13 protein-coding genes are annotated in these 14860 nt (G+C 74.2%); 4 read left to right on the forward strand and 9 right to left on the reverse strand.

The window, feature by feature from the left end; genetic code table 11:
• Window positions 1-218 precede the first annotated feature (218 nt).
• Both BUE41_RS24985 and BUE41_RS24990 read left to right on the forward strand, forming a co-directional pair.
• On the forward strand, window positions 219-755 hold the full coding sequence (locus BUE41_RS24985) for a hypothetical protein (RefSeq protein ID WP_073459773.1): 537 nt from the start codon (window positions 219-221) through the stop codon (window positions 753-755).
• Between the two features lie 41 nt (window positions 756-796).
• Window positions 797-1273 (forward strand): ferritin-like domain-containing protein, encoded by a 477-nt coding sequence (locus tag BUE41_RS24990; RefSeq protein ID WP_073459774.1) that lies wholly within the window; start codon window positions 797-799, stop codon window positions 1271-1273.
• Window positions 1274-1286: 13 nt separating this feature from the next.
• Here the strand turns inward: BUE41_RS24990 and BUE41_RS24995 are convergent, their stop codons facing one another.
• Complete coding sequence (locus BUE41_RS24995) at window positions 1287-2315, reverse strand: aminotransferase class V-fold PLP-dependent enzyme (RefSeq protein ID WP_073459855.1); 1029 nt, start codon at window positions 2313-2315, stop codon at window positions 1287-1289.
• A gap of 19 nt (window positions 2316-2334) precedes the next feature.
• Between BUE41_RS24995 and BUE41_RS25000 the strand changes: the two genes are divergently transcribed.
• The gene (locus BUE41_RS25000; protein WP_073459775.1) at window positions 2335-2745 is read left to right on the forward strand and encodes a secondary thiamine-phosphate synthase enzyme YjbQ; all 411 of its coding nucleotides are present in this window, start codon (window positions 2335-2337) and stop codon (window positions 2743-2745) included.
• A 9-nt stretch (window positions 2746-2754) separates the two neighbouring features.
• Here BUE41_RS25000 and BUE41_RS25005 read toward each other — a convergent pair whose 3' ends face one another.
• From BUE41_RS25005 to BUE41_RS33015, 8 genes are all read right to left on the reverse strand, one after another.
• Window positions 2755-4557, reverse strand: a complete 1803-nt coding sequence (locus BUE41_RS25005) for an FHA domain-containing protein (RefSeq protein WP_073459776.1) — start codon at window positions 4555-4557, stop codon at window positions 2755-2757.
• Window positions 4558-4806: 249 nt separating this feature from the next.
• Window positions 4807-6555, reverse strand: a complete 1749-nt coding sequence (locus tag BUE41_RS25010) for a proline--tRNA ligase (protein ID WP_073459777.1) — start codon at window positions 6553-6555, stop codon at window positions 4807-4809.
• Window positions 6556-6596: 41 nt separating this feature from the next.
• Window positions 6597-7241 carry a RibD family protein gene (locus BUE41_RS25015; protein WP_073459778.1) on the reverse strand — a complete coding sequence of 215 codons (645 nt, stop codon included), beginning with the start codon at window positions 7239-7241 and terminating at the stop codon, window positions 6597-6599.
• Between the two features lie 101 nt (window positions 7242-7342).
• Entirely contained in the window at window positions 7343-10450 is a 3108-nt protein-coding gene (locus tag BUE41_RS25020) for a Kelch repeat-containing protein (protein WP_073459779.1), read from the reverse strand.
• A gap of 13 nt (window positions 10451-10463) precedes the next feature.
• Window positions 10464-11081, reverse strand: a complete 618-nt coding sequence (locus tag BUE41_RS25025; RefSeq protein ID WP_073459780.1) for an FHA domain-containing protein — start codon at window positions 11079-11081, stop codon at window positions 10464-10466.
• A gap of 187 nt (window positions 11082-11268) precedes the next feature.
• Window positions 11269-12408: a homoserine O-acetyltransferase MetX gene (metX, locus tag BUE41_RS25030; RefSeq protein ID WP_073459781.1), complete on the reverse strand. Its 1140-nt coding sequence runs from the start codon at window positions 12406-12408 to the stop codon at window positions 11269-11271.
• 11 nt (window positions 12409-12419) lie between these two features.
• Window positions 12420-13727 (reverse strand): bifunctional o-acetylhomoserine/o-acetylserine sulfhydrylase, encoded by a 1308-nt coding sequence (locus tag BUE41_RS25035; RefSeq protein WP_073459782.1) that lies wholly within the window; start codon window positions 13725-13727, stop codon window positions 12420-12422.
• A gap of 47 nt (window positions 13728-13774) precedes the next feature.
• Window positions 13775-13909: a putative leader peptide gene (locus tag BUE41_RS33015; RefSeq protein ID WP_407691686.1), complete on the reverse strand. Its 135-nt coding sequence runs from the start codon at window positions 13907-13909 to the stop codon at window positions 13775-13777.
• 32 nt (window positions 13910-13941) lie between these two features.
• On the opposite strand from BUE41_RS33015, the gene yaaA reads away from it, so the two are divergent.
• On the forward strand, window positions 13942-14691 hold the full coding sequence (gene yaaA / locus BUE41_RS25040; RefSeq protein ID WP_073459783.1) for a peroxide stress protein YaaA: 750 nt from the start codon (window positions 13942-13944) through the stop codon (window positions 14689-14691).
• The last annotated feature ends 169 nt before the right edge of the window (window positions 14692-14860 follow it).

Consider the following 14860-nt stretch of genomic DNA (forward strand, 5'->3'; position numbering starts at 1 on the left):
TCCTGCGACGCGCGCGTCCTCTACGGACTCGGCGCTCGTGGTCGATCGGGACCGCGGACGCGGTGCGGTCCGTCAGCGTAGCGCGCCGCGGCCCACGAGCAGCGCCACCGTCGACCGGCGCACCCCGTCGGGCGCGGGCCTGGCAGGATGGCGCCTCGGCGGCCCCGGCGCTCCCCGGGCGCTGCCGCACCGGCGACGCGAGGTTGGGGAGGAGGCCCGTGGACCCGCTGCACCGGCCCGGCGGCACCCGCCTCACCCGGCGGTGCGTGCTGACCAGGGTGCTGCCCGCGCTCGCGGCGCTCCCGGCCGGCACCACCGCGCTCGGCGGCTGCTCGCTGCTCGGGCAGGACAACGCCCGCCAGCCCGATCCTCTTCCCGGGCTGGCCGACGCCGCCCGCGACGACGCCGCGCTGGCCGCCGCCGCGATCGCGGCCGACGCGAGCCTGCGGTCCCGGCTGGAGCCGCTGCGCGCCGCCCGGCTCGCGCACGCCGCGGCGCTCGACCAGCTGCTCGGCCGGCCGGTGAACACGGACACCGCGGCCGCCCCCACGACGGCTGCCGCTGCTCCCACGACGACCCCGGCCCCGGGCTCCCGCTCCTCCCGCGGCAGCGGCCCGGGCGTGCGGGAGGTGCACGACGCGGTCGCGGCGTCGGCCTCCGCCGCGGCCGACGCCGCGCTCACCCTGCCCCCCGACAAGGTCGGACTGGTCGCGTCCATCGCCGCCTGCTGCTCGGCGTACGCGGCGCTGCTGTAAGGCACCGGAACCGCAGCCACGGAAACAGCGCGGAGACGATCATGAGCACCGCCCAACCCGCCCGGACCGGCGTCGACGAGGTCACGATCGCCGCACTGCAGCAGGCGCTCGCCGCCGAGCACGCCGCCGTCTGGTGCTACTCGCTCGCCGTCGCGTTCCTCGGGGCCGAGCAGCGCGCCGCCGCGCGCACCGACACCGACGCGCACCGGGAGCTGCGCAACCAGATCGCGAACACGCTGTCCAGCATCGGCTCGCAGCCGGTGTCCGCCCAGCCCGCCTACAGCCCGCCGGAGAAGGTCACCGACGCCGCGTCGGCGGCCCGGCTGCTCGTCGTGGCCGAGACCGACGCGCTCGTCGCGTGGCGCTCGGTGCTGGAGCGCAGCAGCGAGCGCGCCCTGCGCAAGGCCGCGCTCGACGCGCTCACCTCGGCGACCGTGCGCTGCGCCCGCTGGCGCGAGGTCGTCGGCCGCGAACCGGCGGTGCCGCAGTTCCCCGGGGCCCCCGAGGCCACCCCCTGACGAGGAACCCGACTCAGCGCTTCAGGGCACGCACGACGCGGTCGAGATCGTTCGCGTCGTTGTAGAGGTGGAATCCCACCCGCACCGCGCCGGCGCGCACGCTCGAGCGCACCCCGGCCGCGGCCAGTCGCTCACCCACGTCCGGGCCGGACAGCGACACGATCGCCGACCCTGCGGGCGCCATCCCCAGCTCGGCTCGCAGGGCGTCGGCGAGCCCGACGCAGTGCGCGTGCACAGCAGCCCGGTCCAGCCCGGCCAGCCACGGCAGCGCCGCCGCGGCACCCACCTGGGCGAACCACACGGGCGAGACGTCGAACGCCCGCGCGTCCGGGGCGAGCCGCAGCGGCAGGTCGTACACGGTGGTCCACGGATCGTCCCCGGCGTACCAGCCGGCCTGGTGCGCCACCATCCGCTCCCGCACCGACGGGCTGACGGCCAACCACGCACAGCCGCGCGGGGAGAGCAGCCACTTGTAGCCGGCGCCGACCACCGCGTCCGCCCAGCCGATCTCGGCGTCGAGCCAGCCGAGCGACTGGGACACGTCCAGCACCACCGTCGTGCCGGCGGCCTGCGCGGCCCGCAACCCGGCGAGATCGGCCACGGCGCCGTCGGCGGACTGGACGACGCTCACCGCGACCAGGTCCGCCTCGGCGGCGCGGTCCGCGAGCTCGGCCGCGGGCACCTCGTCGACGACCACGCCGCGGGCGGCCTGCGCGGCGAACGGGAACGTCACGCTGGTGAACTCGCCGGCCCGCACCACCACCCGGCTGCCCGCCGGCAGGCTCACCGCCACCTGCGCGACCAGCTGCGACACCGTGGCACCGATCGCGACCCGCTCCACCGGCACGCCGACGAGCGCAGCGAACCCGGCTCGCGCTGCGGCGACGTCGGCGTCGAAGTCCGGAGGTGACGATCGGCCCCGCCGCCAGTCCGCCACCGCCCGCTCCACCGCATCGGCCACCGCTGCGGGCGGGATACCGATGCTCGCGGTGTTGAGGTAGCCGTCGGGGACGTCGAACTGCTCTCCGAACGCGGTGCGCATGTCCCGCATGATGGTCGCCATGGAGTCGACCGTCATCGAGATTCGCACGGGCACCGCCGAGACCGTCGTCGATCTCACGTCGCAGATCGCCGCGTTCCTGCGCTCGGTCCGGGCCGGGGACGGCCTGCTCAACGTCTGGGTGCCGCACGCCACCGCCGGCGTGGCGATCATCGAGACGGGCGCGGGCAGCGACACCGACCTGCTCGCGGCGCTCCGCGACCTCCTGCCCGCCGACGACCGCTGGCGGCATCGCCACGGCAGCCCCGGGCACGGCCGCGACCACGTGCTGCCGGCGTTCATCTCCCCGTCGGCGTCGGTGCCGGTGATCGGCGGGCGCGCCGCGCTCGGCACGTGGCAGTCGATCTGCCTGGTCGACACCAACGCCGACAACCCGGTGCGGCAGGTGCGGCTGTCGTTCCTCGCCGGCTGACCGGCGGCTTCACGCCGACGAGGCACCGTCGGGCGCCTCGAAGACGAACGTGCGCCCGCCCATGCGGACCCGGGTGCCCGGCACGAGCCGGCGGGACCGGCCGGGCGGCAGCGGCGACCAGCCCTGCTGGGAGGGGCCGGCGACGAACGTGCCGTTGCGCGACCCGGTGTCGGACAGCAGCACGTCCCAGCCGTCGATGTGGATCTCGGCGTGGACCCGCGACACCGCGCCGGAGCGGTCCTCCACGACGATCGGGCGCAGCTCGCCGGACGTCACCCGCTGGTCGGACTCGGGCATCCGGCCGACGAGGAAATCCGCGTCGACGGTGTAGGTCGCGCCGTCGTCGAACACGAGCACGCCGAGCGGCGGGCGGGGACCGACGACGACCGAGCCGCGCTCGTCGATGCGGCCGCCGCACTGGGTGCAGAACTGCGATCGCGGGTCGTTGAGGTGCCCGCGGGCGCAGAGCAGGCCCGGTACCTGGTGCTCGGCGTCGGCCGGCGGCGGGGCGGCGCCGTTCTGGCTCGCCGGGTGCCCGTTGCGCGCCGGTGCGGCCGGTGGCGCCGGTGATGGCACGGAGGACGACGGCGCGGAGGACGACGGCGCGGAGGACGACGGCGCGGAGGACGACGGCGCGGAGGACGACGGCGCGGAGGACGACGGCGCGGAGGACGACGGCGCGGAGGACGACGGCGCGGAGGACGACGGCGCGGAGGACGACGGCGCGGAGGACGAGGGCGCTGCCTCCGTGGGGGCTTCGGTGGGCGCCTTCCGCGGGGCCGGGACCGTCCCGGACGGCTCTCGCTCGGCAGGCTCGGCCGGAAGCGGCGCGGCCTCGGTGATCTCGCCGTCCGCGGTCTTCTCGGGGATCACCTTCTCCGAGGTCAGCTGCTCGGTGCCCGAACGCGGGGTCGGCGGATCGGCCAGGCCGACGTCGGCCGCCGCGGGCTCGCCGTCGCTCCGCCCGTAGACGGCGTGCCGGGCCGGTGCCCGGGCCGGATCCTGCGGCGCGACCCGCGGCGAGCGAGCGGCCGGCTGGGCGTCCCCGCCGCCGGTCTCCTTCGGACCCGGGCCGGCGAACCACTCGCCGGAGAAGTCCTCGCCGGCGCCGCGCTCGTCCGGGCGCTCGGGCGGTGCCTGCACCGACCCGGTGCGGGCGACCGCCCGCTCACCGGACTCGGGGCTGCGCAGCTCCACCGCGGGGACCACCCCGTTGCCGCGGGGGTGCGGGCCGGGATCGGGGGCCAGCGGCGAACGTTCGGGCAGCGGCTGGACCCGCCGCGGCTCGGCCGGGACCGGTCGGGACGCGGAGGCGGCCGCCGGCCGCGAGGCACTCGGGCCACCGCCGTGGATGATCGCGCCGGAGCCGGGGACGACGCCGCCGCGCAGATCGAGCACGTCCGGCAGGGAGCCGATCCGCCCGACGGCGCCGTGCAGCGCCAACCGCACGGGCCCGGTGACGGGCAGGAGCCGGTCGGTCCAGGCGGCCGCGTCGGTGCCGGACAGCACCGTGTCGCCGATCTCCACCATCGCAGCGCCGGACAGGAACACCGCCAGCTGCTCTCCCACCGTCGAGACGGTGCCGAACACGATGCGGTCGGGAAGATCGTCCTCGCTCGCCAGCCAGCGGGCCAGCGACCGGGCGAGCGCGCGGCCGGGCTCGGGGCCCGCGGCGTCGGCGCAGCGGGTGAGCAGCGCGCGCAGCAGGTCCGGTTCAGCGCACCGCGCCACCACCACGACACCGGGGAACCGCCCGACGACGTCCCCGGGCTCGCCCGGCAGCACCGCCACGCGGGCTGCGTCGAACTCCATCAGAAACACCCTCCCCCCAGGGGCCGGTGGTGCCCGTGCGGCAACGGCACCGGCTCGTCCACCCGGAGCAACCCGACTATCCCCGGGGCGGACGGGGACGGCAAGGACGCCCGCCACACCCCGCCGACCAGCGCGAACGGTGATCGGCACAGGGTGTGCCCGGCCCCTGACCCAGCGCAGCCGGGCCGGTGCGGGCGGGGGCGACGACCGGTCGATCGAACCCGCATCGCCGCCTCCTCGTCCTCCTGGTCAGCCTGCCCGGATGACGTCGCGCAGATGTGCGGTGGCCTCGACGACCGGGACCTCGACGCGCTCGCCGCTGCGCCGGTCCTTCACCTCGACCACGCCGTTCGCCAGCCCGCGGCCGACGACGACGATCGTGGGCACGCCGATCAGCTCGGCGTCGGCGAACTTCACGCCCGGCGACGCGTTGCGGTCATCGAGCAGCACCTTCACGCCGCTCTCGTCGAGCTCGGCGGCCAGCCGCTCGGCCCCCTGCTTGATCTCGTCGGTCTTGCCGGCGATGACCACGTGCACGTCGAACGGGCTGACCGCGCGCGGCCAGATGAGGCCGTGCTCGTCGTGGTTCTGCTCCGCCAGCACCGCGACCAGGCGGGACACGCCGATGCCGTACGAGCCCATCGTGATGCGGATCGGCTTCGCGTCGGGGCCGAGCGCGTCCAGGCCGAACGCGTCGGAGTACTTGCGGCCGAGCTTGAACACGTGCCCGATCTCGATGCCGCGGGCCGCCTCCAGCGGGCCCGAGCCGTCGGGGGCCGGGTCGCCGGGCCGGACCTCGGCGGCCTCGATCGTGCCGTCCGGGTGGAAGTCGCGACCCGCGACCAGGTCGACGACGTGGTGGTCGACCTTGTCGGCGCCGGTGACCCACGCCGTGCCCGTGACGATGCGCGGATCGACCAGGTAGCGCACCCCGTTCGCGGCCAGCGCGCCCGGGCCGATGTAGCCCTTCACCAGGAACGGGTGGCGGGCGAAGTCGGCGTCGTCGAGCAGCGCGACCTCGGCGGGCGCCAGCGACGCCTCGACCCGCTTCATGTCGACCTCGCGGTCGCCCGGCACGCCGACGCCGAGCAGGCGCCACTCCTGCTCGCCGGGCTCACGGGTCTTGAGCATGACGTTCTTGAGCGTGTCGGCCGCGGTGAACGTGCGGCCCAGCCCGGCCTTGTTGAGGAAGTCGACCAGCGACTCGATCGTCGGCGTGTTCGGCGTGTGGTGGACCTGCGCCTCGGGCAGGTCCTCGATCGGACGGGGCGGCGGCGCCGGCGTGGTGACGGCCTCGACGTTGGCCGCGTACCCGCCGGGGCTGCGCACGTAGGTGTCCTCACCGGTCTCGGCGACCGCGAGGAACTCCTCCGACGCCGAGCCACCCATGGCGCCCGACGTCGCCGACACGATGACGTAGTCGATGCCGAGCCGGTCGAAGATGCGCACGTAGGCGTCGCGGTGCGCCTGGTAGGAGCGGTCCAGGCCCTCGTCGTCCAGGTCGAACGAGTACGAGTCCTTCATCAGGAACTCGCGCCCGCGCAGGATGCCCGCGCGCGGCCGCGCCTCGTCGCGGTACTTCGTCTGGATCTGGTAGAGCGAGATCGGGTAGTCCTTGTACGAGCTGTACTCGCTCTTCACCAGCTGGGTGAACAGCTCCTCGTGCGTGGGCCCGAGCAGGTAGTCCGCGCCCTTGCGGTCCTTGAGCCGGAACAGGTTCGGGCCGTACTCGGTCCACCGGTTCGTCTGCTCGTACGGCTCGCGGGGCAGCAGCGCAGGCAGCAGGATCTCCTGCGCGCCCATCGCGTCCATCTCCTCGCGGACGATGTTCTCGACCGCGCGCAGCACCTTGAGCCCCAGCGGCAACCAGTCGTAGATCCCCGGGGCGACGCGACGGACGTAACCGGCGCGGACGAGCAGCTTGTGGCTCGGCACCTCCGCGTCGGCCGGGTCCTCGCGCAAGGTACGCAGGAACAGCGACGACATCCGGGTCAGCACGCGACGAGGGTAGCGACGTGCCTCACGACCGGTCGCGCCGGTTACCGCTGTCCGTCCCGGACGTAGCGCAGCAGCACCAGATCGCCCATCGGCCGGGCCTCGGCGAGACGCAGGTCGAGGCGCTGCACCTCGGTGCGCAGCCCACCGAACCGCGGCGCCGTCGGATCGCCCACGACCAGCGGCGCGACGACCACCTGCAGCTCGTCGACCACGTCGGCGGTGAGCACGAGCCGGTGCACCTGCGCCCCGCCCTCGACCATCAACCGCTCCACCCCGCGCCCGTGCAGATCGGCCAGCACGACGCCGAGATCCAGCGGGTCACCGGCGTCGACGATCGTGGCGGCCCCGCCCAGCCGCTCCATCGCCACGTCCGGCCGCGAGGTGTAGACCAGCCGCGCGGCGTCGCCGGTGGTGAAGAACCTGGCGTCCGGGTCCAGTTCCCCCGACCCGGACAGCACCACCTTCACCGGGTCCCGCCCACGCGAGCGGTCGCGCAGCACCAGCCGCGGATCGTCCCGCCGCAGGGTGCCGGCGCCGACCAGGATCGCGTCGACCCCCGCCCGCTCCGCGTCCACCCGGTCCAGGTCGGCGTCGTCGGAGAGGATCAACCGCGTCGGCGACGCGTCGTCGATCGCACCGTCGAGGCTGATGGCGACGGACAGCAGCACGAACGGTCGTCTGGCCACGCACCTGATCCTGCCCTGTCGGCCTGGCGGTGCTTGCCGGGATCGGCGGGAACACCGCCGAGCGGCTTCCCCGCTCGGCGTTCTTCCCCGCACCCTGGGGTCTACGTGAAGTCCAGGACCTCAACCCTGGCCGTCGACTCGGCGTGCGTGGGCTTCTGCGCCCCACCCACGGCGTAGATCGAGTTGCCGATCACGTCGAACGCGAACCCGTGCCGCGGCACACCGAGCGGCGCGAGCGTGGTCCACAGCCCCGTGTCCACGTCGAACGCCTCGACCGTGCCGAGCACGTCGCGCGGCAGCTCCCCGCCCGCGGCGACCACGCGGCCGTCGAAGCAGGCCGCACCGAGGCCACCGCGGGCGGTCGGCATGGGCGGCAACGAGGTCCAGGTGTCGGTGGCCGGGTCGTACCGCTCGAACGTCGGCAGGTTCTTCGACGACGACAGCTCGCGGCCGCCGACCGCGTAGACGAAACCACCGCCCGCGGCGCCGGCGAGGTGCTCGCGCGGGGTCGGGATGGGGGCGGCGTCGTGCCAGGCCGTGCCGTCGAAGACCTCGGTCTCCCTGGTGAGCTGGCCGTTGGTCTGCCCGCCGAACAGGACGAGCTTGTCGCCGACGACGGCGGCCGCGGCGGCCACGCGGGGCCGCAGCAGCTTGGGCATCTCCACCCAGGCACCGTTGCGCAGCGCGAACACCCGGTCGGAGTTGCGGCCCGACTCGTTGCCGCCCTCGGGGGTCCAGCCGCCGAGCACCCACAGCTCGTCGCGGTAGTTCACAGCCATCACGTGGTGCAGCGGGATGGGCAGGTCGGGTCCGCGGGTCCAGGTGTCGATGGCGGCGTCGTAGGCGTAGACGGCGGCGGTGGCCTCGTTGGTGGTGAGGCCGCCGACCACCCACATCCGCCCGTCGACGACGGCGGAGCCGGTGAACTGCCGCGCGATCGGGGCGTCGCGGGTGGTGCGCCAGGCCGCGGCGGGGCCGAGCCGGCGCGGCGGCAGCACGAGCGACTCGGCGACGGAGACCGACGCCTCGTGGCTCGGCTTGGCCGCGCCGCCGAACGCGTAGACGGTGCCGCCGACGGCGGCGAGGGCGAGCCCGTGCCGCGGGGTCTTCATCGACGGCAGCGGTGACCAGGAGTCGGCCGCGATGTCGTACTGGTCGACCCGGTCGATCACGCTCGCCGGGGCCTCCCCGCCGGCGACGATGATCCGGCCGTCGGCGTAGGCCGCGCCGATGCCGCCGCGCGGGCTGGGCAGGGGTGCGAGCTTGGTCCAGGTGTCGGTCTCGGGGTCGTAGCGCTCGACGGCGTCGCTGTTCTTGTCCGACGACAGCGCGCGCCCGCCGATGGCGTAGGCGTAACGGCCGTCGCTGACCATCGCGAGGTGCTCGCGCGGGGTCGGGATGTCGGCGCCGCGGACCCACTTGGTGCCGTCGAAGACGTCTGTGCCGGTCACGAGCTTGTCGCCGGCCTGCCCGCCGGCGACCACGATCTTGTTGCCGACGGTGACGGCCCCGCCGGCGACGCGCGGGCCCGGCAGCTTCGGCAGCTCGGTCCACCGGTCGCTGGCGAGCGCGTAGACCTTGTCGTTCTCGATGGCGTTGAGCTGGGCGCCGCTGGGCTGCCAGCCGCCGAGCACGACGATCTGGCCGTTGTAGGTGGTGGCCATCTCGTGGTGCAGCGGCACCGGCAGCGGGGTGGCGTCCTTCCAGGCGTTGATCGCCGCGTCGTAGCCCTGGACGGCCGCGGTGGCTTCCGTGTTGGTCAGCCCGCCGATGACCCAGATGACGCCGTCGGCGATGGTGGTGGCGACCTGCTGACGCGCGAGCGGGACGTCGGTGAGCGCCGACCACGTCAGCGCGGTCGAGGCCGGGTCGGTGCCCGCGCCCGCCGCCGCGGGCGGGGCCTCGCCGCCGCGGCCGCGCAGCAGGTAGATGCCGCCGACGGAGAGCGCACCCAAGAACAGCACAGCCACCGCGACGAGCGCGACGACCTGCAGGCGGCGGCGCTTGCCGCCGGGCTGCTCCGGTGGCCGGTCCGGGATGGTGGGCCCGACGGGCGATGGTGGGTACGGCCCCGACGGGCCGGTGCCGCCCTGCCACGGCGGCAGCGGCCCGGACGGCCCGGACGGCGAGTTGCGGTACGGCGGGCCCGGCAGCAGCGGCCGGGGCGGCACGAGCTGGGTGGCCTCGGTGGCGGTGGCCGGCCCCCACGGCTTCTCGACGAGCTCGAAGGAGCGGGAGACCCGCGACGGCGACCGCTCGTCCAGCGCGCCGGCGGTCTCGGTGACGTCCGCGGACGGCCGGCGCGTGGCGGGCAGGGCCATCTCGGCGACCGGCTGCCCGGTGCGGCGCTGGACCTCCTGCAGCTCCCGCCCGAACGCCTCGGCCGTCGGCGGCCGGTCGGCCGGGTTCTTGGCCATGGCCCGCTCGAGGACCTCGCACAGCACGTCGGGCACGCCGTGCACGCGCAGGTCGGGAATCGGCTGGCCGGTGATGCGCAGGAACTGGGCGATGATCTCCTCGCCCTCGCGCCGCTCGAACGCCGCGCGCCCGGCGATGATCGAGAACAGCGTGGCGGCGAGGCTGTAGATGTCCGACTGCGGGCTGGGCGGGTGCCCGTTGAGCACCTCGGGGGCGCTGTAGGAGAGCGACCCGGTGAACGCCCCGGTCGCGGTCTCGAAGCCGCCCTCGATGCGGGCGATGCCGAAGTCGGTGAGCTGGGCCTCCCCGTAGTCGGACATGAGGACGTTGCCCGGCTTGATGTCGCGGTGCAGCGTGCCGACGCGGTGCGCGCTCTCCAGCGCCCCGGCCAGCCGCACCCCGATCCGAGTGGCCTCGGCCCACCCGATGGGGCCCTCGCGGCGCACGCGGGCGGCCAGCGAGTCCATCGCCTGGTAGGGCATGACGATGAACGGGCGGCCGCTGGGCGTGACGCCCACCTGCAGGACGTCGACGACGTTGGGGTGGCCGGACAGGCCGCCCATGGCCCGGCCCTCGCGGAAGAACCGCTCGCGGCTGGTCTGGTCGAGATCGGTGTGCAGCAGCTTCACCGCGACCGTGCGGTTGAGCTCCTCCTGCCGGCAGCGGTACACGACGCCGAAGCCACCCCGCCCGACCTCCACCGCGTCGGTGAACCCGGCCCGGGCCAGGTCGACCACGACGGCGGGACGGCCGCCTGCCGTCGGTGGGTGGTGCTCGAAGTCGGTAGCCACGACGTCGCGCCGGTCAGCTCGTGGACTTGCCCGCGGTAGCCGCGCGCACCTCGGCCAAGGTGATCGCACCCCGGCGAAGCGCCTCGTTGGCGAGCCGGGTGCGGCGCCGCTCCCCCTCACCGCTGACGCCGAACTTGTCGTACAGCCGCAGGAGGTGCTGCTTGACCGCGGCCTCGCTCACCCACAGCTCCTGCGCGATCTGGCGCGTGGACGCCGGCTCGGTGAACATCTCGGCCCCGATCATCGGCTTGAACAGAGCGATGAGCACGTCCCGCTCCCGCGGTGTGAGCTGCGGCGGCGGGGCCTGGGCCTCGGTGACGTCGGCGTTGTCCTGGCTGCGGTCGCCGCGCACGACGATGCGGGTGCGGCCGATGCGCACCTCGTCGCCGGGGCCGACCCGCGCCTCGCCGGTGACCCGGGTTCCGTTCACGAACGTCCCGTTGCGCGAGTTGACGTCGCGGATGCTCCACGTCCCGGCCAGGCGCTCGAACACGGCGTGGACACGGGAGACCTGCCCGTCGTCCGCGAGGACGATGTCGTTGCCCTCGGCCCGGCCGACCGTCAGCCGATCTCCATCCAGTTGCACCAGGTCAGCACCGGACTGGCGCCAGACCTCCAGGAACGGGTTCATCTCACCACCTTCGGGCAGAACGGTAGCGGGTCCCCGACCGGTCTCACAGACCCTCGTCGGGCGGTCGTACCGAACAGAGCAACATCGTCTCGTGCCGATACGTCGAATCGGGTATCGGCTTCATTACGACGATCCGCTGCCATGACAACACCACGTTCGGGTGATTGCCGGCAACCCCGTTCCGCCCTCAGCTCGCGAGCAGGTCCTCGACGTGCCGGCTGACGGCCTCCCACTCGATGAGGAACCCGTCGTGGCCGTACGGGGAGTCGATCACGCGCAGCTCGGCGCCGCGGATGCCCCTCGCCACCTCCTCCTGGTCGGCCACCGGGTAGAGCCGGTCGGTCGAGATGCCCACGGCCATCGTCCGAGCGCGCACCCTGGCCAGGGCCGCGGCCACCCCGCCGCGACCGCGACCCACGTCGTGGGCGTTCATCATCTCGGTCAGCCGCACGTAGGAGCCGGCGTCGAAGCGCCGCACCAGCTTGTCGCCGTGGTGGTCCAGGTAGGACTCCACGGCGTAGCGGCCGCCGGTGAACGGGTCCTCACCGTCCTGCGGCTTGCGACCGAACCGCGTCTGCAGCTCGTAGGGGCTGCGGTAGCTCAGGTGCGCCATGCGCCGCGCGACGGCCAGGCCGTTGTGCGGGCCCTCACCGGGCGGGGCGTCATAGTAGTCGCCGCCCCGCCAGTTCGGGTCGGAGCGGATCGCAGCCAGCTGGCAGTGCGCCCAGGCGATCTGCTCGGCCGAGGACGCCGCCGGCCCGGCCAGGAACATCAGCCGGGCCACCCGGTCGGGCTCGGTGACCGCCCACTCCAGCGCGCGCATGGCGCCCATCGAGCCGCCGATGACCAACGCCCACTGGTCGATGCCGAGCTCGTCGGCGAGCACCCGCTCGGCCGCCACCGTGTCGCGCGGGGTGACCAGCGGGAACCGGCTGCCCCACCACCGTCCGTCCGGGGCGCGCGACGACGGCCCGGTGCTGCCCTGGCACCCGCCGACGACGTTGGGCGCCACGACGAACCACCGCTGCGGGTCGAGCGCGCGCCCCGGGCCGACGAGGTCGCCCCACCAGCCGGGGGTGGGATGCCCCGGCTCGGCGGGTCCGGCCACGTGGCTGTCGCCGGTGGCGGCGTGCAGCACGAGCACGGCGTTGGACCGCTCGGCGTTCAGCGTGCCCCAGGTCTCGTACGCGATCCGCACGCCGGGCAGCTCGCCGCCCGCCTCGAGGCGCAGCGGCGAGGGCAGCTCGATCCACTTGCGGCGACCAACGGGGTCTCCCTCCCGCCACGCGCCGGTGACGGGAGGGAGGGTGGTGACGGCACTGCTCACGCCGGTCGTCCTCAGGAGCCCTTGGCCGCCTGGAAGCCGAGCTCGAGGTCGGCCTTGATGTCCTCGATGCCCTCCAGCCCCACCGACAGCCGGATCAGGCCGGGGGTGACGCCGGTGGCCAGCTGCTCCTCGCCGGAGAGCTGACTGTGGGTGGTGGACGCCGGGTGGATGACGAGGCTGCGCACATCACCGATGTTGGCCAAGTGGCTGTGCAGCTGCAGCGCGTCGACGAACCGGCGACCGGCGTCGACCCCGCCGCGGATCTCGAACGCGACGATCGCGCCGGTGCCCTTCGGCAGGTACTTCTGCGCGGCGTCGTGCCAGGGGCTGGACTCCAGGCCCGCGTAGTGGACCTTCTCCACGTCCTCGCGGGCCTCCAGCCACTCGGCCACGGCCTGCGCGTTCTGCACGTGCCGCTCCATCCGCAGCGACAGCGTCTCGATGCCCTGGATGATCAGGAAGCTGTTCTGCGGGGAGATGGCCGGGCCGATGTCGCGCAGCAGCTGCACCCGCAGCTTGATGATGTAGCTCTGCGGACCGAGGGCCTCCCAGTAGTTGAGGCCGTGGTAGCTCGGGTCCGGTGTGGTCAAACCGGGGAAGCGCGCGGCGTGGTCGCCCCACGGGAAGTTCCCGGAGTCGACGACGATGCCGCCGATCGCGGTGCCGTGACCGCCGAGGAACTTGGTGGCCGAGTGGACCACGATGTCGGCGCCGTGCTCGATCGGGCGCAGCAGGTACGGGGTGGGGATCGTGTTGTCGACGATCAGCGGCACCCCGACCTCGTGGGCGAGGTCGGCGACGGCGCGCACGTCGAGGACGTTGCCGCGCGGGTTGCCCAGCGTCTCGGCGTAGAACGCCTTGGTGTTCGGCCGGACCGCCCGCCGCCACTCGTCGAGGTCGTCGGGGTCCTCGACGAAGCTGACCTCGATGCCCAGCTTCGGCAGCGTGTAGTGGAACAGGTTGTAGGTGCCGCCGTAGAGCGAGGCGCTCGACACGAAGTGGTCGCCGGACTGGGCGATGTTGAGGATCGCCATCGTCTCCGCGGCCTGCCCGGAGGCGAACGCCACGGCCGCCAGACCGCCCTCCAGCGCGGCGACGCGCTGCTCGAGCACGTCCTGCGTCGGGTTCATGATCCGCGTGTAGATGTTGCCGGTCTCGGTGAGCCCGAACAGGGCCGCGGCGTGCTCGGTGTCGCGGAACGTGTACGAGGTGGTCTGGTAGATCGGCGTGGCGCGGGCACCGGTCGTGGGGTCCGCGGTGGCGCCGGCGTGGACCTGCTTGGTCTCGAAGGACCAGTTGGTCGGGTCGGGGGTCGACACAGATGTCTCCCAGGTCGGGTCGTGCAGGAATCGGGTCGTGCTTCGGTTCAGCGCGGGAGACGACAAGCCGCGCTCGCCACGCGCATCAGGTCGACGTGTCGACGGGCAACGAGGCGGAGCACCAGAGGAACGTAGCTGTGGCCATGTTGCGGCACAACACACACCCTCCCCTCCGGGATCATCGTCACGTCATCCGGCGGTAACGTCTCGCCCCGTGCTCGTCCTGCTGCCGCCGTCGGAGACCAAGCTCGACGGGGGCGACGGTCCCCCGCTGCGGCTCGACGCGCTGCGCTACCCCGAGCTGGGCCCGGCCCGCAAGGAGCTGGTCGACCACCTGGTGGAGCTGTCCGCGGACGTGCCCGCGAGCCGGGCAGCGCTCGGCCTCTCGCCGCGGCAGGACGCGGAGATCGCCCGCAACGCGGCGCTGTGGACGGCCCCGACCGCCCCGGCGATCCTGCGCTACACGGGCGTTCTGTACGACGCGCTCGACGTGCGGTCGCTGACCGGCGCGGCGGCCGAACGCGCCCGCGCCCGCCTGGCGGTGGGATCGGCGCTGTTCGGGCTGCTGCACGCCGACGACCCGGTGCCCGCCTACCGCCTCTCGGCCGGGTCGGCGCTGCCCGGGAGGGGCACGCTCGCCGCGTTCTGGCGCCCGGTGCTCGAGCCCGTGCTGGCCGAGATCGCCGCGCGTGAGCTGGTCATCGACCTGCGCTCGGGCTCGTACGCGGCGCTGGCCCGGGTGCCCGGGGCGGTGAGCGTGACCGTGCTCGCCGAGCACACCGACGGGCGACGCACGGTGGTCAGCCACTTCAACAAGGCCCACAAGGGCGCGCTCGCGCGGGTGCTCGCGTCGACCCGGGCCGAGCCCACCGACGCGACCGCCGTCGCGCGGCTGGCCCGCCGTGCCGGGATGCGCGTCGAACGCCCCGAGCCGCTGCGGCTGGAGATCGTCGTCCCGGCCTGAGACCCGGATCTCACCCCCGCGGGTCGTCACTCTCAGTGATCGCGTCGCTCGAAGCGCGTCAAGATTCCGTCCGGGTGAGCGCTGCGCCACCTTCGGGGCCGACACGCCGACCCGATCGTGTGAGTCTCATCCGCACCTCTGGACTCTCCGTACCCAACAGCATCAGCTG

This window comes from Pseudonocardia thermophila (assembly GCF_900142365.1).
Lineage (GTDB): Bacteria > Actinomycetota > Actinomycetes > Mycobacteriales > Pseudonocardiaceae > Pseudonocardia > Pseudonocardia thermophila.

What these genes read in the sequence shown, in the direction of transcription:
- BUE41_RS25000 (WP_073459775.1), top strand. Translation starts at nt 2,335, where the DNA reads ATGGAGTCGACCGTCATCGAGATTCGCACGGGCACCGCCGAGACCGTC.
- BUE41_RS24995 (WP_073459855.1), bottom strand. Translation starts at nt 2,315, where the DNA reads ATGCGCACCGCGTTCGGAGAGCAGTTCGACGTCCCCGACGGCTACCTC.
- BUE41_RS25025 (WP_073459780.1), bottom strand. Translation starts at nt 11,081, where the DNA reads ATGAACCCGTTCCTGGAGGTCTGGCGCCAGTCCGGTGCTGACCTGGTG.
- BUE41_RS24990 (WP_073459774.1), top strand. Translation starts at nt 797, where the DNA reads ATGAGCACCGCCCAACCCGCCCGGACCGGCGTCGACGAGGTCACGATC.
- BUE41_RS25005 (WP_073459776.1), bottom strand. Translation starts at nt 4,557, where the DNA reads ATGGAGTTCGACGCAGCCCGCGTGGCGGTGCTGCCGGGCGAGCCCGGG.
- BUE41_RS33015 (WP_407691686.1), bottom strand. Translation starts at nt 13,909, where the DNA reads ATGATCCCGGAGGGGAGGGTGTGTGTTGTGCCGCAACATGGCCACAGC.